The 18,866-nt window shown below is 63.1% G+C and carries 16 protein-coding genes, 2 tRNA genes and 1 riboswitch; of the genes, 14 read left to right on the top strand and 4 right to left on the bottom strand.

What is annotated here, in order from left to right; genetic code table 11:
* Positions 1-195: 195 nt before the first annotated feature.
* The 7 genes from ffh to ACNAOH_RS01510 all read left to right on the top strand — a co-directional run bounded on the left by ffh (position 196) and on the right by ACNAOH_RS01510 (position 5,490).
* Complete coding sequence (gene ffh, locus ACNAOH_RS01540; RefSeq protein ID WP_443971028.1) at positions 196-1,686, top strand: signal recognition particle protein; 1,491 nt, start codon at positions 196-198, stop codon at positions 1,684-1,686.
* Positions 1,687-1,731: 45 nt separating this feature from the next.
* The gene (gene rpsP / locus ACNAOH_RS01535) at positions 1,732-2,214 is read left to right on the top strand and encodes a 30S ribosomal protein S16 (RefSeq protein WP_443971027.1); all 483 of its coding nucleotides are present in this window, start codon (positions 1,732-1,734) and stop codon (positions 2,212-2,214) included.
* Between the two features lie 2 nt (positions 2,215-2,216).
* Positions 2,217-2,699 (top strand): ribosome maturation factor RimM, encoded by a 483-nt coding sequence (gene rimM, locus ACNAOH_RS01530; protein ID WP_443971026.1) that lies wholly within the window; start codon positions 2,217-2,219, stop codon positions 2,697-2,699.
* Positions 2,696-3,409, top strand: coding sequence for a tRNA (guanosine(37)-N1)-methyltransferase TrmD (trmD, locus tag ACNAOH_RS01525; protein ID WP_443971025.1), 714 nt, complete (start codon positions 2,696-2,698; stop codon positions 3,407-3,409). The genes rimM and trmD overlap by 4 nt, the downstream gene beginning before the upstream one ends.
* A 43-nt stretch (positions 3,410-3,452) precedes the next feature.
* Positions 3,453-3,821, top strand: a complete 369-nt coding sequence (gene rplS, locus ACNAOH_RS01520) for a 50S ribosomal protein L19 (protein ID WP_443971024.1) — start codon at positions 3,453-3,455, stop codon at positions 3,819-3,821.
* Positions 3,822-3,956: 135 nt separating this feature from the next.
* Positions 3,957-4,031: transfer RNA gene (locus tag ACNAOH_RS01515), tRNA-Val, on the top strand.
* Between the two features lie 91 nt (positions 4,032-4,122).
* On the top strand, positions 4,123-5,490 hold the full coding sequence (locus ACNAOH_RS01510; RefSeq protein ID WP_443971023.1) for a M20/M25/M40 family metallo-hydrolase: 1,368 nt from the start codon (positions 4,123-4,125) through the stop codon (positions 5,488-5,490).
* A 230-nt stretch (positions 5,491-5,720) separates the two neighbouring features.
* On the opposite strand, the gene gyrA is transcribed toward ACNAOH_RS01510, so the two are convergent.
* Positions 5,721-8,414 (bottom strand): DNA gyrase subunit A, encoded by a 2,694-nt coding sequence (gyrA, locus tag ACNAOH_RS01505; RefSeq protein WP_443971022.1) that lies wholly within the window; start codon positions 8,412-8,414, stop codon positions 5,721-5,723.
* A 297-nt stretch (positions 8,415-8,711) separates the two neighbouring features.
* Between gyrA and ACNAOH_RS01500 the strand changes: the two genes are divergently transcribed.
* Positions 8,712-10,031, top strand: a complete 1,320-nt coding sequence (locus tag ACNAOH_RS01500) for a hypothetical protein (RefSeq protein ID WP_443971021.1) — start codon at positions 8,712-8,714, stop codon at positions 10,029-10,031.
* 83 nt (positions 10,032-10,114) lie between these two features.
* Positions 10,115-11,335, top strand: coding sequence for a hypothetical protein (locus ACNAOH_RS01495; RefSeq protein ID WP_443971020.1), 1,221 nt, complete (start codon positions 10,115-10,117; stop codon positions 11,333-11,335).
* 6 nt (positions 11,336-11,341) lie between these two features.
* On the opposite strand, the gene ACNAOH_RS01490 is transcribed toward ACNAOH_RS01495, so the two are convergent.
* Entirely contained in the window at positions 11,342-11,821 is a 480-nt protein-coding gene (locus tag ACNAOH_RS01490) for an Lrp/AsnC family transcriptional regulator (RefSeq protein WP_443971019.1), read from the bottom strand.
* 148 nt (positions 11,822-11,969) lie between these two features.
* On the opposite strand from ACNAOH_RS01490, the gene ACNAOH_RS01485 reads away from it, so the two are divergent.
* Together ACNAOH_RS01485 and cobO are read left to right on the top strand one after the other, a co-directional pair.
* Positions 11,970-13,787, top strand: a complete 1,818-nt coding sequence (locus ACNAOH_RS01485; RefSeq protein WP_443971018.1) for a sensor histidine kinase — start codon at positions 11,970-11,972, stop codon at positions 13,785-13,787.
* A gap of 214 nt (positions 13,788-14,001) precedes the next feature.
* Positions 14,002-14,222, top strand: a riboswitch (cobalamin riboswitch).
* Between the two features lie 178 nt (positions 14,223-14,400).
* Positions 14,401-15,009 carry a cob(I)yrinic acid a,c-diamide adenosyltransferase gene (gene cobO, locus ACNAOH_RS01480; protein ID WP_443971017.1) on the top strand — a complete coding sequence of 203 codons (609 nt, stop codon included), beginning with the start codon at positions 14,401-14,403 and terminating at the stop codon, positions 15,007-15,009.
* A gap of 53 nt (positions 15,010-15,062) precedes the next feature.
* On the opposite strand, the gene ACNAOH_RS01475 is transcribed toward cobO, so the two are convergent.
* Entirely contained in the window at positions 15,063-15,935 is an 873-nt protein-coding gene (locus tag ACNAOH_RS01475) for an ABC transporter substrate-binding protein (RefSeq protein WP_443971016.1), read from the bottom strand.
* An 88-nt stretch (positions 15,936-16,023) separates the two neighbouring features.
* Here ACNAOH_RS01475 and ACNAOH_RS01470 point away from each other — a divergent pair, with 88 nt between their 5' ends.
* Together ACNAOH_RS01470 and ACNAOH_RS01465 are read left to right on the top strand one after the other, a co-directional pair.
* On the top strand, positions 16,024-17,028 hold the full coding sequence (locus ACNAOH_RS01470) for a FecCD family ABC transporter permease (RefSeq protein ID WP_443971015.1): 1,005 nt from the start codon (positions 16,024-16,026) through the stop codon (positions 17,026-17,028).
* A complete protein-coding gene (locus ACNAOH_RS01465; RefSeq protein ID WP_443971014.1) occupies positions 17,022-17,807 on the top strand; it encodes an ABC transporter ATP-binding protein in 786 nt (261 codons plus the stop codon). The genes ACNAOH_RS01470 and ACNAOH_RS01465 overlap by 7 nt, the downstream gene beginning before the upstream one ends.
* Before the next feature lie 11 nt (positions 17,808-17,818).
* Here ACNAOH_RS01465 and ACNAOH_RS01460 read toward each other — a convergent pair.
* A tRNA-Ile gene (locus ACNAOH_RS01460) sits at positions 17,819-17,894 on the bottom strand.
* Positions 17,895-18,062: 168 nt separating this feature from the next.
* Between ACNAOH_RS01460 and ACNAOH_RS01455 the strand changes: the two genes are divergently transcribed.
* Positions 18,063-18,707 carry a DedA family protein gene (locus ACNAOH_RS01455; RefSeq protein WP_443971013.1) on the top strand — a complete coding sequence of 215 codons (645 nt, stop codon included), beginning with the start codon at positions 18,063-18,065 and terminating at the stop codon, positions 18,705-18,707.
* Positions 18,708-18,866 lie beyond the last annotated feature (159 nt).

Here is an 18,866-nt window from a genome sequence, read left to right as displayed (position 1 = left end):
CCATGACCTGTTACTGAGCCAATGCGACCTTGCACGGAGCGGCATTTTCGGTTAGGCGCGGCGCGAAATCGGCTCCCTTTGGGGGTTGAAACCAAGAATCCTATGGACATTTCTGTCCTCGGAACAACGCTGGCCGGCGAGTTTTCGCCCGCCGGCGTCTTTTGCGTTTCAACATAGGCCGTGAATGGAGTTTGAATGTTCGAGTCCCTGAGTGATCGCCTCGGCGGTGTCTTCGAGAAGCTTCGCGGCCGCGGCGCGCTGACCGAGGATGACGTGCGCGCGGCGATGCGCGAGGTGCGCGTGGCATTGCTGGAAGCGGACGTGGCGCTGCCGGTAGCGCGCGCGTTCGTGGAGCAGGCGACCGAACGTGCGGTCGGCAGCGACGTGCTGCGTTCGGTGACGCCCGGCCAGATGGTCGTCAAGATCGTCTCCGACGTACTCACCGAAACGCTGGGCGCGGAAGCCGCCGATCTGATGATCGACGTGACGCCGCCCGCGATCGTGATGATGGTCGGCCTGCAAGGCTCGGGTAAGACGACGACCACGGCCAAGCTAGCGAAGCGCCTGAAGGAAAAAGAGCGCAAGAAGGTGCTGATGGCGTCACTCGACGTCAATCGCCCCGCCGCGCAGGAGCAGCTTGCGGTACTCGGCCAGCAGACCGACGTGGCGACGCTTCCCATCGTCCCGGGCCAGCAGCCCGTGGAAATCGCGAAGCGGGCGATGCAGGCGGCGAAGCTGCAGGGCTTCGATGTGCTGATGCTCGATACGGCCGGTCGTCTCCATGTCGATCAGGCACTGATGGATGAGATGCGGGCCGTGGCGGATGTCGCCAACCCCAATGAGATCCTGCTGGTTGTCGACAGCCTGACCGGTCAGGACGCGGTCAACGTCGCCAAGAACTTCACGGAGCAGGTGCCGCTGACCGGCGTGGTGCTCACGCGTATGGATGGTGACGCGCGTGGTGGTGCGGCCCTTTCCATGCGCGCAGTGACCGGCCAGCCGATCAAGTTCGCGGGCACCGGCGAGAAGCTCGATGCGATCGAGCCCTTCTATCCCGCGCGCGTTGCCCAGCGCATCCTTGGCATGGGCGATGTCGTCAGCCTCGTCGAACGCGCGGCCGAGACGATCCAGCAGGAAGAGGCAGACAAGCTCGCAAAGCGGCTTGCGGCAGGCAAGTTCGACCTCAATGATCTTCGCGGGCAACTCCAGCAGATGCAGCGCATGGGTGGCCTTGGCATGCTCGCAGGCATGATCCCCGGCCTCAAGAAGGCGCAGGCCCAGATGACCGAGGCTGGCGTCAACGATAAGACGCTGGTCCACCTCGATGCGCTGATCGGCTCGATGACGCCCAAGGAGCGCGCGAAGCCCGAATTGCTCAATGCCAAGCGGAAGATCCGCGTGGCAAAGGGTGCGGGCCTGAACGTGCAGGACGTCAACCGTCTCCTCAAGATGCACAAGGAGATGGAAGGCGCGATGAAGAAGATCCGCAAGATGGGCGGCCTCAAGGGGCTAGCCAAGATGTTCGGCGGTGGCGGCATGGGTGGGCTTGGTGGCCTGCTCGGCGGCGGCGGTGCAGGCGGGGCGGGCGGAGCCGGTCCCGGCGGACTGGGCGGCTTGCCCGGACTTCCGGCGGGTGGCGACATGCCCAAGCTGCCGCCAGGCTTTCAGAATTTCCTCAAGAAATAGACTTCGATATATTGAAATTGGTTAGAAAGGTAAGGTTGGTTTCCTATGGCTACATCCATTCGCTTGTCGCGCGGCGGCTCCAAGAAGCGCCCCTATTACAAGATCGTCGTGGCGGACAGCCGTTCGCCCCGTGACGGTGCCTTCATCGAGCGTATCGGCAGCTTCAATCCGCTGCTCGCCAAGGATGACGAGAAGCGCGTCGTGCTCAATGTCGAGCGCGCCAAGCACTGGGTGAGCGTCGGCGCGCAGCCGACCGATCGCGTCGCTCGCTTCCTGGACGCCGCTGGCGTCAAGGAGCGCGCCGCACGCAACAATCCGAAGAAGGGTGAGCCGGGCCAGAAGGCTAAGGACCGCGCTGAGGATCGCGCCTCCAAGCTGGCTGAAGCCGAAGAGGCCCGGAAGGCCGCTGAGGAAGCCGCAAACGCACCGGCTGAAGAGCCCGTGGTGGAAGAGGTGCCTGCCGAGGAAGCGCCCGAAGTGGCTGCCGAAGCCGCAGAGGCGCCCGCTGAAGAGCAGGCCGAGGGCTGAGCTTGCCGACCGATCGTCCCGTCACGCTCGCGGCCGTGATCGGCGCGCATGGCGTGACGGGGGAAGTTCGCCTCAAGCTCTTCGGCGATGGGCCGGAGAGCTTGAAGCGGTACAAGAGTTTCGATGCAGGTAGTCGCACCCTCACGCTCAAGACCGTGCGTAATGGGCCGAACGGCGCCGTCGCCCGATTTGCTGAAATCACCGATCGCAACGCCGCGGAAGCCCTTCGCGGTGTAGCGCTGACCGTTCCCCGCTCGGCGCTTCCCGCGCTGCAGCCGGGCGAATATTATCATACCGATCTCATTGGTCTCCCTTGTCTCAACAGCGAGGGCGTAGCCATCGGACGTGTGGTTACGGTGGAGAACTTCGGAGCGGGTGACATTCTCGAGATCGAGAAACCCGATGGGAAGCGCTTCATGGTGCCGATCCATGCGGCAGCGATTGATGAGGACCGGGCGGTCATCGAGTCTGCCTTCATCGAATGACATTTGCGGCCCAGATCCTCACACTTTACCCGGAGATGTTTCCAGGTCCGCTGGGCGTTTCTCTGGCAGGGCGTGCGCTTGTCGAAGGCATCTGGTCGTGCGACCCTATCCAGATCCGCGACTTCGCCCATGGCAAGCATAAGAGCGTCGATGACACGCCAGCCGGGGGCGGGGCCGGTATGGTGTTGCGCGTGGATGTCCTGGCGGAGGCCGTCGACTATGCAGTCGAGCGACGGCCCGATCTTCCGGTGATTGCCATGACGCCGCGCGGCAAGCCGATCACGCAGGGGCGCATCCGCGAGATCGCCGCAGGGCCAGGTGTCACGATCCTGTGCGGCCGGTTCGAGGGCTTTGACGAACGCCTGTTCGAGCATAGCTTTGCGGGGCGCCCGATCGAGCAGGTATCCATGGGGGACATCATCCTCTCCGGCGGCGAGATCGGCGGTCTTATGGCGCTTGATGCTTGCATTCGGCTGCTGCCCGGCGTAATGGGCGCGGCTTCAAGCGGGGTCGAGGAATCGTTCGAGAACGATCTGCTCGAATATCCGCAATATACCCGACCTGTTGAATGGGAAGGGCGCATGATCCCTGAAGTGTTGCGATCGGGGGATCATGCGAAGATCGCCGCCTGGCGGAAACAAAAGGCGGAAGATGACACACGGTTACGCAGGCCGGACCTCTGGGAGCGTTACAGGAACGCTCGGGACTGACCTGCCTCTGGCGCGCGACGACAGACGAAGGAAGACAGGACAGATGAACCTGCTGCAGACCATCGAAGCGGAATCGATTGCCGCTATTGCCAAGGACGTGCCGGAGTTCCGCCCCGGTGACACGCTTCGCGTGGGCGTGAAGGTCGTCGAAGGCGACCGCAGCCGCGTGCAGAACTATGAAGGCGTGTGCATCGCCCGCTCTAACAAGGGCATGGGCAGCAACTTCACGGTGCGCAAGATCAGCTTCGGCGAAGGCGTGGAGCGCGTGTTCCCGCTTTACTCGCCGAACATCGAGAGCATCACGGTCGTCCGCAAGGGCGTCGTGCGTCGCGCCAAGCTTTACTATCTGCGCGGCCGGACCGGCAAGCGCGCGCGTATCGCCGAGCGTCGTGAAGTCCGTTCCGAGGACTGATCGAACCGCCGCGTTTAGCGAAAGAGATACGAAGGGCGTCGGGACACGGTTCCGGCGCCCTTTTCGTTGGCATTTGATGCCCTTGACAGGCCCGCCCTCTCCCGCCAAAGCGCTCCCTCCCGCGCAGGAAGCGCCGGGCGCGTAGCTCAGTGGTAGAGCACACCCTTCACACGGGTGGGGTCGCAAGTTCAATCCTTGCCGCGCCCACCATTGCCGGATGGCTCACCCCTCTCGTGCGCTCCGTTGCGTTGACCGAGCAATCCGTGTCATCACACCCATTCACCGAATAGATGGAATGGCGATGCGCGGCATAATCTTCACTCTCGCGACAGTGACGGCGCTGGGAATGGCGCCTGCGCATGGGGCGGACGCTGTCCCTTCCGCCAAGGAGATCCTTCTACGCTCCGTTGCTATTCCCACCGTCGAAGGGCGAGGCAAGGTGCCCGAGCTCGCGGCCTATTATGCAGGCGTGCTCAAGGCAGCGGGTTATGCGGAGAGCGACCTCGTCTTCACCCCGATCGGTGAGACAGGCTATTTCACCGCGACACTCAAGGGCAGGGCTAGCGGAAAGCCGATCCTCCTCCTGGGCCATATGGACGTGGTCGAGGCGAAGGCGGAAGACTGGGAACGCGACCCCTTCAAACCGATGGAAGAAAAAGGCTACATCTTCGGCCGAGGCGCCGAGGACAATAAATATGACGTCGCCATGATGGTCTCGACCATGGCGCGGCTGAAGCGGGAAGGTTTCAGGCCGAAGCAGGATCTCGTGCTGCTCCTTACGGGCGACGAAGAGACCGCAATGAAGACGACGATGGCAGCGGCGCAGAAATACAAGGATGCCGGGCTTGTGTTGAACGGCGATGGCGGCGGTGCGCATGTGGAGGAGAACGGCAAGGTCGATCTCTACTATCTGCAGGCAGGCGAGAAGAGCTACGCCGATTTCTCGGTGACGCTGACGGACCCCGGCGGACACTCCAGCGCCCCCACGGCAACCAATCCCATCTACAGGCTCGCGGCCGATCTTGCGCGACTGGGTGCATATAGATTCGCGCCCATGCAGAACGAGCTGACTCGTGCGGCTCTGGCATATCGCGCGAAGTCCGAAGAGCCCGAGGTCCGCAAGGCGATCGAAGCCTTTCTCGCCAACCCGAAGGATAACAGCGCGGCCGATGCCCTATCCGCCAGACCCGATCTGATCGGCCAGGTTCGCACGACCTGCGTGGCAACAATGGTGAGCGGGGGCCATGCGCCCAATGCGCTCCCTCAGCGGGCAAGCGCGACGATCAACTGCCGCATCTTTCCCGGCGTGACGGTCGAGGCGGTGGCGAGCGAACTGAAGACGGTGCTGGCTGACCCGGACGCGACCATAGCGACGCTCGACAACCCAGTCTCCTCCGACGCGTCGCCGCTGCGCAAGGACGTCGTGAAGGCCGTTACCGATGCAGTCGCCCGGCGCTTCCCCGGCGTACCCGTGGTGCCCGCGATGAGCGCAGGCGCGACCGACAGCGTCTATTTCCGTACGCTGGGCGTGCCGTCCTATGGCGTTGCCTCTCTGGCGATGAAGGACAGCGACAGCTTCGCCCATGGCCTCAACGAACGGTCCCCCACGGACCGGATCGACGGCGCGCTGACCTATTGGCACGATCTGGTGACCGCGCTGGCGCGATAGGCGACGTGGCGCGAAAGGTTCTGAAGGTTACACCTCTAGGCGAAAAAAATTTGCGCGATGGCGATGAGAAAGAGCGAGCGAGAATAAGCCTCGTCCGGCGATTGTTGCACGCAGATGCCCGTGTAGGACAGGGCAGCGCTCCGTCGGGCGACCAGCACAGGCGACACAATGGAAACGGGCGACAACCCCTGTGAGGATTGCCGCCCGCGATCCGGTGCTTGAAGGAAAAATCAGCCCTCGGTCGGCTCGGCCTGCTCCGCCTCGTCCTCGCTGCTTTCCCCGATGCGCGCCACACTCACGACATGTTCGTTATTCGCCACGTCGAAAAGGCGCACACCCGCCGATCCACGCCCGATGACGCGGAGGCTGCCCAGCCCGATGCGGATGAGCTTGGCCTGATCCGTGACCAGCATCAGCTGATCCTCGCGGACGGCGGGGAAGCTGGCCACGACCTGGCCGTTGCGCGCAATATTATCGATATTGGTGATGCCCTGACCGCCACGACCAGTCCGGCGATACTCATAGGCGGACGAGAGTTTGCCATAGCCGTTGGCGCAGACAGTGAGAATGAACTGCTCGCTGGCCTTCATCTCCTCGTAACGCTCGGCCTCGATCTGCGGCTCGCCTTCCTTTTCGGCCTTCCAGGGAGCGAAGCGCAGATAATCCTCGCGCTCTTCCTGCGACGTGCCGACGCGGTGAAGAATGGAGAGGGAGATCACCTCGTCCCCGTCACGCAGCATCATGCCGCGCACACCGGTGGATGCCCGGCTCTGGAACTCGCGGACGTCATCTGCCCGGAAGCGAATGGCCTTGCCTTCACGTGAAGCCAGCAGCACGTCGTCCTCATGGCTGAGGAGCGCCACGCCGATCAGTTTATCGTCGGCATCCTCGCCTTCGAACTTCATCGCGATCTTGCCGTTTGACGGTACGTTGGCGAATGCGTCCATGCTGTTGCGGCGGACACTGCCCTTCGCCGTCGCGAACATGACGTGGAGTTCCTTCCACTCGTTTTCGTCCTCGGGCAGCGGGAGCACGGTCTGGATGGTCTCGCCAGCAGCGAGGGGCAGCAGATTGACCATTGGCCGGCCTCGGGTCGCTGGTCCGCCTTCCGGCAGACGCCACACCTTCATCCGGTAGACCTTGCCATGGGTCGAGAAGAACAGCACCGGATTGTGCGTGCTGGTCACGAACAGCTCGGTGACGACGTCCTCGTCCTTGGTCGCCATGCCGGCGCGGCCCTTGCCGCCCCGGTTCTGCGCGCGGAACGTGTCGAGCGGCGTGCGCTTGATGTAGCCGGCCATGGTCACCGTAACGACCATGTCCTCACGCTCGATCAGGTCCTCATCCTCGATGCCGTCGGCAGCGGGCGCGATGGTCGAACGACGGGGCGTGGGGAACTCGGCCTCGATCGCGTCGAACTCCTCGCGCATGATCGCGTAGAGCCGCTCGCGGCTGCCCAGAATGAGCAGATAGCCCTCGATGGCGTCCGCGAGCTCCTTCAGCTCCTTGCCGATTTCGTCCCGGCCAAGCGCCGTGAGGCGATGGAGGCGCAGATCGAGAATGGCGCGAACCTGAATCTCCGACAGGCGATAGGTCTCGCCCGCATAGTCCTCGTCTGCCGCCTCGACCAGCCGCAGGTAGGGCGCAATATCGCCGATGGGCCACTCGCGCAGAAGCAGCGCCTCGCGGGCGTCCGCAGGGCTCGCTGCTCCTCGGATGGTCCGCACGACCTCATCGAGATTGGAGACGGCAACGACGAGACCAAGCAGGATGTGAGCCCGATCACGCGCCTTGGCGAGCTCGAACTTGGTTCGGCGCGTGATGACTTCCTCGCGGAAGCGCACGAACGCTTCGATGATGTCGCGCAGGTTGAGGAGCTCGGGCCTGCCGCCGCGGATCGCCAGCATGTTCGCCGGGAAGCTGGACTGGGCAGGGGTGTGACGCCAGAGCTGGTTCAGCACCACCTCGGCCGTGGCATCGCGCTTTAGCTCGATGACGACCCGCACACCCTCACGGTTCGATTCGTCGCGGATGTCGGAAATGCCCTCGATCCGCTTTTCCTTGGCCGCTTCGGCAATCTTTTCGACCAGCCCGGCCTTGCCGACCTGAAACGGAATTTCCGTGAGGACGATCTGTTGGCGATCACCGCGCAGCGTCTCGATTTCGTGGCGCGAGCGCATGATGACCGATCCGCGCCCGGTCTGATAGGCATTGCGCGCGCCGCCCTGACCGAGAATGAGCGCACCCGTGGGGAAGTCCGGTCCCGGCACGATCTCGATCAGCTCCTCAATGCTGATCGCGCCATTGTCCATATAGGCTTTGCAGGCGCGCAGCACTTCGCCGAGATTATGCGGCGGAATGTTGGTCGCCATGCCGACCGCGATACCGCCCGCGCCGTTCACGAGCAGATTCGGGAAGCGAGCGGGGAGCACCTGCGGCTCGTGCTCGCTGCCATCATAGTTAGGCGTGAAGTTGACCGTATCCTTGTCGATATCGTCGAGCAGGGCAGTCGTGGTCACCTTGGCGAGGCGCGCCTCGGTATAACGCATTGCGGCAGGAGCATCCGGGTCCATGGAGCCGAAATTGCCTTGACCGTCGATCAGCGGCAGTCGCATCGACCAGTCCTGGGTCATGCGGGCCAGCGCATCGTAGATCGAGCTATCACCGTGCGGGTGATATTTACCCATCACGTCGCCGACGATGCGGGCCGACTTACGATAGGGCCGGTTCCAGACGAAGCCCTGCTCATGGGCGCCGAACAGGATGCGGCGATGAACGGGCTTCAGGCCGTCGCGCACATCCGGAAGGGCGCGGGAAACGATGACCGACATGGCGTAGTCGAGATAGCTCGACTTCATCTCATCGACGATGCTTACGGGGCTGATATCCGAGGGTTCGGCGAGGCTGGTCACGTCGCTGCTCAAGGCTGCTCTCTTCTGGTTTTTCGATGTACGGAATGGAAAGAAGCGACCTAGCCCCGCGTTGCGCCCAAAGCCAGAAAAAAGGGGCGCTGACGGTCATGCCGGCGCAGGTGGGCGGATGGGGCGGGGCGCGGATGCGACGACATGGTGAACAAGCTCATGACATCACGGCTCGTCACGGATATAGGGCGTTCAAACGCCGTTCACCGCCGCAATGCCAAGGCTTTGTGTTACGATAAACGGCTTTATTTCCGGCAGGCCTTCGCGGTTTGGCCGAATCTACATTCTGGAGGGATGAATATGCGTTTGGCTTCCACTTTCTCGATGGCGATCGCTCTGGCCCTCGTCACCGGCTCTATGAGTGCCGCTCCGGCGTTCGCCGCGGAGAAGAAAAAGGACGACGTGAAGCTGGCCCCCAGCGCTGGCTTCCGCCCCGGTGCCGCTGAAGTGGACAAGCTCATCAAGGCCAACGACTTCGCCAACGCGAAGACGAAGGTTGAGGAAGTCGCGGGCACTGCCACGACACCGGACGACAAATATTTCCTCGGCAATTTTTACCTGAACATCGGCCTGAGCCTCAAGGACGAGCCTATGCAGCGCAAGGGCGTCGATCTCATGATCGAATCAGGCAAAGCGCCTGCGGCTGAAGTTGCCAAGTTCAACTTCTATTCGGGTCAGTTCGCGCTCAACGCGAAGGACGAGGACACGGCGATCGCCCGCTTCAACACCGCGATTCAGGGTGGTTATCCCGGCAGCTCGCCGCAGGTGCTGCTGGCAGAATCCTACTTCGCCAAAGCCTATAAGAATGTGCAAGGCGACCAGTTCAGCCCGGCGGGCAAGCAGCTCGTCCAGCAGGGTCTGCCTGCACTGAAGAAGGGCATCGAGCTGGAAGAAGCGTCCGGCAAGCAGGTGCCTGCCGGCTGGTACTCGCGCGGGTTCAAGATGGCTGCGCTCTCTGGCTCGCCGGATATGGCGGACTGGACGAAGCTGGCGCTGGAGAAAGCGCCGGATCCTGAAAACTGGCGCATCGCGCTGCGGTCCTTCCAGGACGCGAATCGCACGATGACGCGCGAAGAAAATCTCGATCTGCTGCGCCTGATGTCGGCCAGTGGCGCGCTGACAAATGACTACAGCATCGGCGAGTATCTCGACGCGGCCTCAAAGGGCGGTCTGATCGGCGAAGTGAAGAGCGTCGTCGATGCTGGTCGTGCCAGCGGCAAGATCACCGGCAATCGCTATGCGGATATCTACCAGCTCTCGGTGGCAGGCATCGAGAAGGACAAGGCAACGCTGCCGGCCTCCGAAGGAAGCGCTGCGAAGGCTGCCAATGGCCGTATCGCCGCTTCGACGGGCAACGCTTATCTCAGCTATGGCAACTATGCCAAGGCGGCCGAGATGTATCGTCTCGCCCTCACCAAGGGCGGCGTGGATGCGGGTGAAGTCAACACACGTCTCGGCATTGCCCTGGCGAAGAGTGGGGATGCGGCCGGCGCCCAGCAGGCGTTCGCCGCAGTCTCGACCGGTGGCAGTGCGACGCGCAAGCAGATCGCGGATCTCTGGACTTTATGGGTGTCGAAGCCCGCGACGGCAACGGCTTCGGCGGCATCGCCGGCTGCGTGACGCAAAAGGTGTCCGGCGCGGTCAGTTGTCGATCGATCTGACTGCGCCGAACCAGACGACAGGGCTTGGAGAGGGAACTGAATATGAAGACGTCACTCCGGAGCCTCATGCTTCCGGTGCTGCTATTGGCCGCAGGCAGCGGTGCCATGGCCGCGAAGCGCAGTGCGGCGCCGGAGCCCGATGGGCTTTCCGATAGTTTTCGCGCTCAGGCAGAAACGGTAAAGGCATCGCCGACGGTCGCAGGGGCGCAGACGCTCTCCGACATCGCGAGCGGATCGTTGGAGAAATATGTCGCGGGAGCGCTTATGCTTCAGGCTGCGTCGGCATCGGGCGATCTGAAAGCGGAGCGCAAGGCGCTGACCGTCCTCTTCGAATCGAAGGGTGTGCCGGCGGCGGAACTCCCCAAACTGCATAATCATGCAGGCGTGGTTTCGCTGATGCTGAACGACCCGCAGGATGCCATTGCCCAGATCCGCTATGCCGAGCAGCTGGGCTATCGGGACGTGTCCGGTCAGGTCGCGCTTGCGGATGCACTCTCCCGCACCAAGGATAATGCCGGTGCGCTGGCCGCTCTCGACACCGCGGTGACAATGCAGGCGTCCAGTTCGTCTCCGATGCCGGAAGCCTGGTATGACCGAGTGATTTCCCTTGCGGTGAAGAGCAACCAACTTCCGCAAGTCGCGCTCTGGGGGCAGCGGAAGCTCGCGGCTTATCCGACGAACCAGAACTGGCGCAGTGTGCTGGTCGCCTATCTTTCCCGTCCCGGCGTGAGCCTGGAGGAAACGCTGGATATTTATCGTCTGGCGGCGGCGCGTGACGCACTGGTGACGGAACGCGACTGGATGGGTTATTCCGCTGCGGCAAACAATGCGGGCGCTTTTGCCGAGGCCAAGGCCGCGCTTGAAGCCGGTATGTCGCGTGGGGCGATTGCCCAAAACGACGCGGCGATCAAGAAGCAGATCGCCCAACTGGCGCCCAAGGCCAGCAAGGAGCTGGCCGGCCTGAAGACGAGAGCCGCGGCGGCGGACAAGTCCGCGAAGGGTGATGATGCGCTGAAGGTCGCGGACGATTATCTCGGCGGCGCTCAGTTCGCCAAGGCTGTCGAATACTATAAAATGGCTCTTTCGAAAGGCGTAGCCGACAAGGATCGGGCCACAGTCCGGCTGGGTATCGCGCAGATCCGCAATGGTGAGGTAGCCAATGGTCAGTCTGCCATGGCGCAAGTGACGAGCGGGCCATGGGCAAGCGTAGCGGGCTTCTGGAAAGTGCCGACTCAAACGGTGACCGCGTCCGCCGCGCCCTGATCGGCTTTACTCATCAAGCGCGATCGGGACGCCGGAGAGGTTCTTCGACGTCCTGATCGTCAGTGACGTCTTTACGCTCACCACATGGGGCGCCTGAGTAAGCTGGGACGTGAGAAACTGCTGGAACGTCTGGAGATCCCGCGCGACCACTTTCAGAATGAAGTCAATCTCGCCGTTCAGCATGTGGCACTCGCGCACTTCGGGTAGTTTGGCGACGTGAAGCTCGAACGCGCGGAGATCCGCCTCGGCCTGACTCTTGAGGCTCACCATCGCGAAAACCGTGATGCCATAGCCCAGAGCCAGCGGGTTGAGATGGGCGTGATACGATTCTATGACGCCGGCTTCCTCAAGCGCCCGGACGCGTCGGAGGCATGGCGGCGCCGTCAGGCCCACCTTTCGGGCGAGATCGACATTGGTCATCCGACCGTCGTCCTGCAGCTCGGAAAGAATGCGCATGTCGATCGCATCCATAGAAAGGGTCGCCATGCTGATATTTCCTGTCGTTTCAGGTTACGGCACCATAAGATAATTTCAGTCGATTGCAATTGTCCCACTCTGTAACGATCGCGGGCAAAGGGCTGGCTACCGCTCCCTGTCTGTGATTAATCGCCCTCAGTGGGGATCCTATAAGCCGATGCGCTTCGACGACCTTCTGGAAACGGTGATGGCCATGCGCGGTCACGGCGCAGGCCTGGCTGTGACCCGCTGGCGGCAGTGCGTGGATCTTCTGGCTCAGCGAGCAGGCGACACGACGGATTTCCTTGCGTCTGAAGAGATAGAGCAACTGCTCGCCAGCCTGGACGACGTCCGTCAAAGGGTGCCGCTTAGCCAGAAGGTCGCGTCCGTTGTCGAACTGGGCAGCTGGCTTCGCTCGCCCGTACTCGTCCGGTTTCTCGCCGGCGATCATCCGGCCGTCGCCACGGCGACGATGGGACGCGCCCGGCTCGCGGACGATGCCTGGGCGGCGCTGATCCCGACTGTGGGTCCGCTGGCTCGCAGCGTGCTGCGTCGGCGCGGTGACTTGGGGCTGCGCGCCCGTGCCGCGTTGGACGCATTCGGCAAGACCGACATGGCGCTGGAATATGCCGGGCGTGCGCCGGAAGAGCAGGAATTGGACACCGGCCTGAATACCCGAACGGAGACGCTAGTCGCTGACGATGCGGGGCAGGCGGATCGTCCTAGTCCGATCGAACCAGTTGAGACACACGAGCCGGCACTGGCCGAGCCAACAAATGTGATGCCGTTTCTTGTCGAGGTCACAGCCCAGACCGAGGAAGAGCCTGAGCCCGCTCTCAGCGAAATCAGCCGCATTGTCGACCGGATCGAGGCCTTTCGTTCACAGCGGGAACGGGCACTCCCACGGGATGACGAGGCGGACATCGCGCAGAGGCCGGAGATCAGCCGGTTCCAGTTCGAAACGGATGAGAGCGGTTCGATCCGGTCTGTCGCGGGGGCGCCGCGAGGCGCCGCAATCGGTCTCTCAATCGGGTCTGCGTCGATCGACGGTCGCAGCGGCGCGGACGGGCAGGGGCTGGGCGCGTTCCGGCATCGCGCGACATTCCATGACGTGCGCTTCGTCGTGAACAGCGGCGTGCTGGAAGGCGAATGGCGCGTGAGCGCTGAGCCGCGCTTCTCCACCAGTACCGGCCGCTTCGAAGGCTATATGGGGGAGGCGCGGCGCGCGCTGGCCCATGAGATGAGCGTGTGCGTCGCGGACAACGAGGCAGGCTGGGGCGCTCTTTCCGCGGCGACTGCGCGCCAGCTCGTACATGAGCTGCGCACGCCGCTCAACGCGATCCAGGGCTTCGCCGAGATCATCGAGCGGCAGATGTTTGGACCAGTGCCGAGCGACTATCGGGAAATGGCGGCACGCATCCTGAGCGACGCCCGGCGCTTGCTGGCGACCTTCGACGATCTGGACCTTGCCAGCCGTCTGCTGCGCGGCGACGTGCCCATGAAGGCAGACGTCCATCGGATCGAAGACCTGATTCTTCGCTCGATCGAACCGTTCGGCAAGGATGGGAGCGGGGAGGCGGCAATCGACCTGCACATTCCCCAGCCGTTGCCCCCCGTGCGCATCAACGCTGCGCTGGCCGAGCGCCTGCTCATGCACCTGTTCCGCACTTTCGCGGCTCTGAGAAGTGAGGGGGAGCGTCTTGCGGTAAGCGTCGAGCGCGGAGGCGACGATCAGGAGATCCGGCTCGAAGTGACTGTGCCCGCTATTCTCCAGGCATGGCCGGAAGACGAGATTTATCGCGAAAGCGCGCAAATGGTGGACGAGGATGTTGACGGGCCGCCGCTCGGTTCGGCCTTCTCCTTGCGGCTCGTCCGCACGCTTGCGGAAAGCTGCGGTGGCCGCTTCCGGATCGGAGAGGGCATGGGCGTTCTCACGCTGCCGGCCTTCTCGGAAGAGGATCGCAACAATGGCGACGAGCATTCTCGCGAGGCGTAGGACGCGCGATGATACGCTGCGTGCCGGGCTCCGGTCGTTTACGCCGCGTTCGATGCGTTGAACAGGGGCAGATCCGCCTAGTGGTACGCGAGGCCCAGAGAAAACCGGTGCAACGAGTCCGGCTTCACGCCTTTGAACGCGTTGCCGTCCAAGCCTCGCGCAATGGCGATTGCCAAACCATGCCGCTCCGCTATGGCAGCACAGGCGAGGATAGTCCTCGCATGATCGCGCCGGTGCCTCGCGAGAGGCTTTAATAGGGAACATCGTGCGGGGTCCGCTCGGACCTCAAAACCAGGCTGCCCCTGCAACTGTATGCGGCGAGCGCGATGCACAGATCCGGCCCGATAGCCGGATCAGCCACTGGGGCAACCTGGGAAGGCGTGCATCAAGCGATGACCCGCGAGCCAGGAGACCTGCCGGCGTGGGTCGCTCAATGCCTCGGTTCAGGGAAATGGCCAGGGCACGGGAACTCCGTCGAGCGACGAAAGTCACGCGGCCCGGGGCCGCAAATGGAGCGTGAGGTCTGGGCGTGCAGCCCTTGTCCTCGCGTTTCATGCGCTCGCGCCTGCGAGCAGCCCCACCGCGCATGGAAGGCGACGCGCGGAGGAAGAGAATGACCAAAGGCACCGACGAGCAGCACAACAAGAAGATGCGCAAGCGCAAGGTGGCGCAGGATAGGATCGTCGCCACAAAGACGATCGAAAAGGGCCTTCTCATCGTCCACACCGGCAGTGGCAAAGGCAAGACGACAGCTGCGCTCGGCATGGCGGTGCGTGCCATCGGTCATGGGATGAAGGTCGGTGTCATCCAGTTCGTCAAGGGCGCAATGGAGACCGGCGAGAAGGCGGTGTTCGATCGCTTTCCAGATCAGATCGAGTTCCGCGCGATGGGAGATGGCTTTACCTGGGACACGCAGAACAGGGCTGCCGATGTCGCTTCAGCCCGGCGCGCCTGGGATGAAGTGAAGCGGATGATCGGCGATCCGTCCTATCAGATGGTTGTGGCCGATGAGCTCAATATCGTGCTGCGCTACGACTATCTGCCGCTCGATGAGGTGCTGGAGGGTCTACAAGGCCGCCCGGAAATGACTCACGTTGTCGTGACCGGTCGCAATGCGCCTGCGCCCCTGATCGAAGCCGCTGATCTCGTCACCGAAATGACGCTGGTGAAGCACCCGTTCCGCGATCAGGGCGTGAAGGCGCAGGCAGGTGTCGAGTTTTGAAGCGCCCGGACGATCCTATCAGTCGGCGCCTGTGTCCGCCTGTCCGGGCTCGTTCAGCGCGCCCGGTCAAGCTGAGCGGCCAGACTGCGCGCGCCATCGACATAAGCAGGGCCTCCGCAAACCGTCCAGGCCTGCGGCAAACGAAGCCGCTTGATGTCCCGAAGCAGAGGATGCTGAAGCATCTCGGTCCCTTGGTCGACGACCTGTTCGGATCCACCCTCGACAACGAGATAGTCGGGCTTCGCTGCCATCAGCTCTTCCAGAGAAAGCTGGGAGAGCGACGGTTTGCCCAGCTTGCCGGCGAGATTGACCAGACCCACGCGGGTCATCAGGTCGTCGATCAATGTGCCTGTGCCTGTCAGGAAGCCGCGCCGCTGGTAATAGGCAGCGACACCGGCGCGCGGGCGACGCGGAATGGCGGCAAGCTCTCTGTCCATGCGCGCGATCAGCGCCTCGCCACGCTCAGGATGGCCGATCGCCTTCGCCACCTCCCGGATCTGGGCGGCGATATCGGCGTAGCTATTCGCCAGCTTGAGGTCCAGCAGCCGGTAATGCTCGCTGGCAAGTGCGGACATGATGCTCGATCCCCGGCTCAGCGCCCCGATCACGAGATCCGGATTGATCGCGAGGATTTCCTCGGCGGCACCCTTCAGAATCGGCAACCCACGCGCCTGATCGGCTGCGGCGGACATCTCCTTGTTCAGGGCATTGCGAGTCAGGCCGGCGATCTGCGAGCGATCCGCGAGCGCCAGCAAATACTGATCCGCGCACAGGTTCAGCGAGACGATACGCCGGGGCGCAGCCGCGTGGGCAGCGTGGGCAGCGCGGGGGGCTGCGGCCTGAGCCGTCGCCACGCCGGCCTGCGCCAGACCCGCGGCGACGATCGCCAGCCGGGCGAACCGGCATGTTCTCTTCCATGGCGCCATGGCGCTTTCCATAGCCGTGGATCTCTAAGAGACAAGCGCTCTGGAATAAGGAGCCAGACAGTGGATTCATCCCGAGGGCTTCGTTGCCATGTCCTATCCCGCTAGGGTCCGTCATCCCGCGCTGGTGCCGGGCCTTGCCGTCATCACGCTCCTCGCTGCCGTGGCGTCGCTCATGGTCGGTCCGGTCGCGATCGATCCCGCGCGGCTGTGGGCCGCGGCGATGGGTCATGGCGATTATGTCGCCACCGCGATCCTTTTCGATCTGAGGCTACCCCGCGCGATCCTCGGTCTTGCGGTCGGCGCCATGCTCGGTCTCGCGGGCGCCGCGCTGCAAGGCTATCTGCGCAACCCGCTCGCCGAGCCGTCGGTTCTGGGCGCGTCCAGTACGGCGGCACTGGGCGCAGTAGGTGCGATCTATTTCGGCCTTGCGGAACTTCACATCCTGCTTCTGCCCGCACTTGCGATCCTGGGGGGCGTGTTTGCGCTGCTCGCTTTGTCCGCGCTGGCCGGACGTTCGGAAAGTCCGCTGACCCTTATCTTGGCCGGCATCGCGATTTCGACGCTGGCGATTGCTGGGGTCAGCCTCGCGCTCAATCTTTCGCCTAATCCGTTCGCGGCGATGGAGATCATGACCTGGCTGCTCGGCTCGATCGAGAACAGGTCGATCAATCATGTCTGGATTGCCTTGCCCTGTATCGCGCTGGGTGTTGCGCTTCTTTTCATGGATGCGCGCGCGCTCGATGCTCTCAGCCTGGGCGAGGAGGGTGCGCAGACGCTAGGCGTCGATCTCCGGCGGGTCCGGCTGCGCCTCCTTCTGGGAGTCGGAATTGGCGTCGGCGGCGCGGTTGCCGTGTCCGGGTCGATCGGCTTCATCGGCCTCATCGTTCCACATCTCGTCCGCCCCCTGACGGATCGAAGCCCCTCGGCGGTGCTGCTGCCTTCCCTCGTTGCGGGCGCCGCCCTGCTCACTCTAGCGGACATAGCCGTCCGTCTCATTCCCACCAGCAATGAGCTGAAACTCGGCGTTGTAACGGCCTTCTTGGGCGTGCCGGTCTTCCTTGTCCATCTGTTGCGGGAGCGCCGTCTATGGTGACCATCCGCCTCGAAAGCGTGAGCGTTTCTTTGCGCCGGCGCGCGATACTGCATGACATCGCCACGACTCTGCGCCCGGGAAAGCTGATCGGCATCATCGGGCCGAATGGTGCGGGAAAGTCCACTCTCGTGCGAACAGTGCTTGGCCTTTTGCGTCCAGACCGGGGCACTGTCCGGTTCGACGACCAGAACCTTAGCGATCTCGCGCGTCGGGACGTCGCGCAGACACTCGCCTATCTGCCTCAAGGCCAGACCCTTCACTGGCCCCTTTCCGTCGAACGGCTGGTCGCGCTTGGCCGCATTCCCCACCTCTCGCCCATGTCCCGCATATCGCCGCAGGACATGGATGTTGTCGCCGAGGCCATGCGACGCTCGGATGTGGTTCATCTGAAGGACCGGACGGCAACCGAACTTTCTGGAGGCGAACGCGCTAGGGTCATGCTGGCGCGTGCGCTGGCGGTCGGCGCACCCGGTCTCATCGCGGACGAGCCACTGGCCGCGCTCGATCCCGGCCATCAGTTCGACGTGATGGATCTGCTCGCAGGCGAAGCCCGCTCGGGCAAGCTCATCATCGCGGTTCTCCACGATCTCACAATGGCAGCGCGCTATTGCGACCGGGTGATCATGCTCGATCAGGGAAGGCTCGTGGCGGAAGGTGATCCGCGGAAGGTGCTCTCGGTCGCGCGCTTGAAGGAAGTGTACGGGATCGACGCCCGTGTGGATCTCGCTCATGGCTGGCCGTTGGTCGTCCCGGTCAGCCGTGCCGTGCGTGCGGAATAGAGAGACCGCGATGGTGGGCCCGGCAGGACTCGAACCCGCAACCTAGCCGTTATGAGCGGCCAGCTCTAACCATTGAGCTACAGGCCCCGCCATCGATGGCCCGGCGTTAACCGAGCAGAGTTGCCTTTGGCAAGCTGGTTGCGGGCGGAATCATGTGAACGATAAAATCCGGCCAAACGCCATTCCCCACCCTTGTGTTAAGCAGGGGTCCATTATTGCTCGCTAGAACAGGGTAGGCGAGCGGATGAACGGTGCGTGACAGATATTTCGAACTTCCTACAGGAAACACTGGTTCAGTATGCGGGCTGGAGCGGCCCGATCATTGGGGTTCTTGCGTTTCTCGAATCGCTGGTGCTGGTTGGCCTCTTTGTCCCTGCGATCGCCACGATGGTTGCCGTTGGCGGCCTGATCGGGGCAGGAGTCATCGATCCCATGCCAGTGATCGTCTGCGCGCTCATCGGCGCAATTTTAGGGGACTGGCTTTCCTACTATCTCGGCAGATCTTTTGGCGCATCCATCTATCGACATCCGTGGTTACGCAGCCACCGCCTCGCTTTTGCGAGAGCGCGCCTGTTCTTCCGGCGCTTCGGCTTTATTTCCGTTCTGCTCGGGCGCTTTCTCGGCCCGGTACGTTCGACCGTTCCGGTGGTGGCTGGCGTTCTCAAAATGCCGCAAATGTCCTTTCAAACAGCAAACGTCGTTTCAGCTTTCCTATGGGTTCCCGCTCTCCTCGCGCCGGGCTACTTCGCCGGCACTCGCGCTGCTGAGATCGGCCTCAATGTTGAGCATCTCGTCCTCGTCGCCATTGGCCTGTGCGTTCTTCCGCTTCTGCTGGGCGTTTTCGCGCTCAAGAAATTCGGCAAACCGCGCCGGCGACAACTTCAGAGAAACCAAGCCTAATCGGCGTCTGTTGGGCCGCTATTACGTCGATTGCTCCAGCGACATGGGGCAGTCGATGCCACACGCGACGTAAGCATCTTCGGCCGGTTGTACATGCGCCAGCCTCACTATCGGAAGCCACCGGGATGCAACACTTAGGAGCGTGTGTATAAACTGGCG

The organism is Sphingobium sp. CR28, assembly GCF_052327305.1.
Classification (GTDB): domain Bacteria; phylum Pseudomonadota; class Alphaproteobacteria; order Sphingomonadales; family Sphingomonadaceae; genus Sphingobium.
The sequence above is the reverse complement of the archived record's forward strand: the minus strand, read 5'-3'. Positions and strand labels throughout refer to the sequence as shown.

Bases quoted from the DNA above. Each gene is read 5' to 3' on its own strand.
- ffh (WP_443971028.1), top strand. From the start codon at position 196: ATGTTCGAGTCCCTGAGTGATCGCCTCGGCGGTGTCTTCGAGAAGCTT.
- rpsP (WP_443971027.1), top strand. From the start codon at position 1,732: ATGGCTACATCCATTCGCTTGTCGCGCGGCGGCTCCAAGAAGCGCCCC.
- trmD (WP_443971025.1), top strand. From the start codon at position 2,696: ATGACATTTGCGGCCCAGATCCTCACACTTTACCCGGAGATGTTTCCA.
- rplS (WP_443971024.1), top strand. From the start codon at position 3,453: ATGAACCTGCTGCAGACCATCGAAGCGGAATCGATTGCCGCTATTGCC.
- ACNAOH_RS01510 (WP_443971023.1), top strand. From the start codon at position 4,123: ATGCGCGGCATAATCTTCACTCTCGCGACAGTGACGGCGCTGGGAATG.
- ACNAOH_RS01500 (WP_443971021.1), top strand. From the start codon at position 8,712: ATGCGTTTGGCTTCCACTTTCTCGATGGCGATCGCTCTGGCCCTCGTC.
- ACNAOH_RS01495 (WP_443971020.1), top strand. From the start codon at position 10,115: ATGAAGACGTCACTCCGGAGCCTCATGCTTCCGGTGCTGCTATTGGCC.
- ACNAOH_RS01490 (WP_443971019.1), bottom strand. From the start codon at position 11,821: ATGGCGACCCTTTCTATGGATGCGATCGACATGCGCATTCTTTCCGAG.
- ACNAOH_RS01485 (WP_443971018.1), top strand. From the start codon at position 11,970: ATGCGCTTCGACGACCTTCTGGAAACGGTGATGGCCATGCGCGGTCAC.
- cobO (WP_443971017.1), top strand. From the start codon at position 14,401: ATGACCAAAGGCACCGACGAGCAGCACAACAAGAAGATGCGCAAGCGC.
- ACNAOH_RS01475 (WP_443971016.1), bottom strand. From the start codon at position 15,935: ATGGCGCCATGGAAGAGAACATGCCGGTTCGCCCGGCTGGCGATCGTC.
- ACNAOH_RS01470 (WP_443971015.1), top strand. From the start codon at position 16,024: ATGTCCTATCCCGCTAGGGTCCGTCATCCCGCGCTGGTGCCGGGCCTT.
- ACNAOH_RS01465 (WP_443971014.1), top strand. From the start codon at position 17,022: ATGGTGACCATCCGCCTCGAAAGCGTGAGCGTTTCTTTGCGCCGGCGC.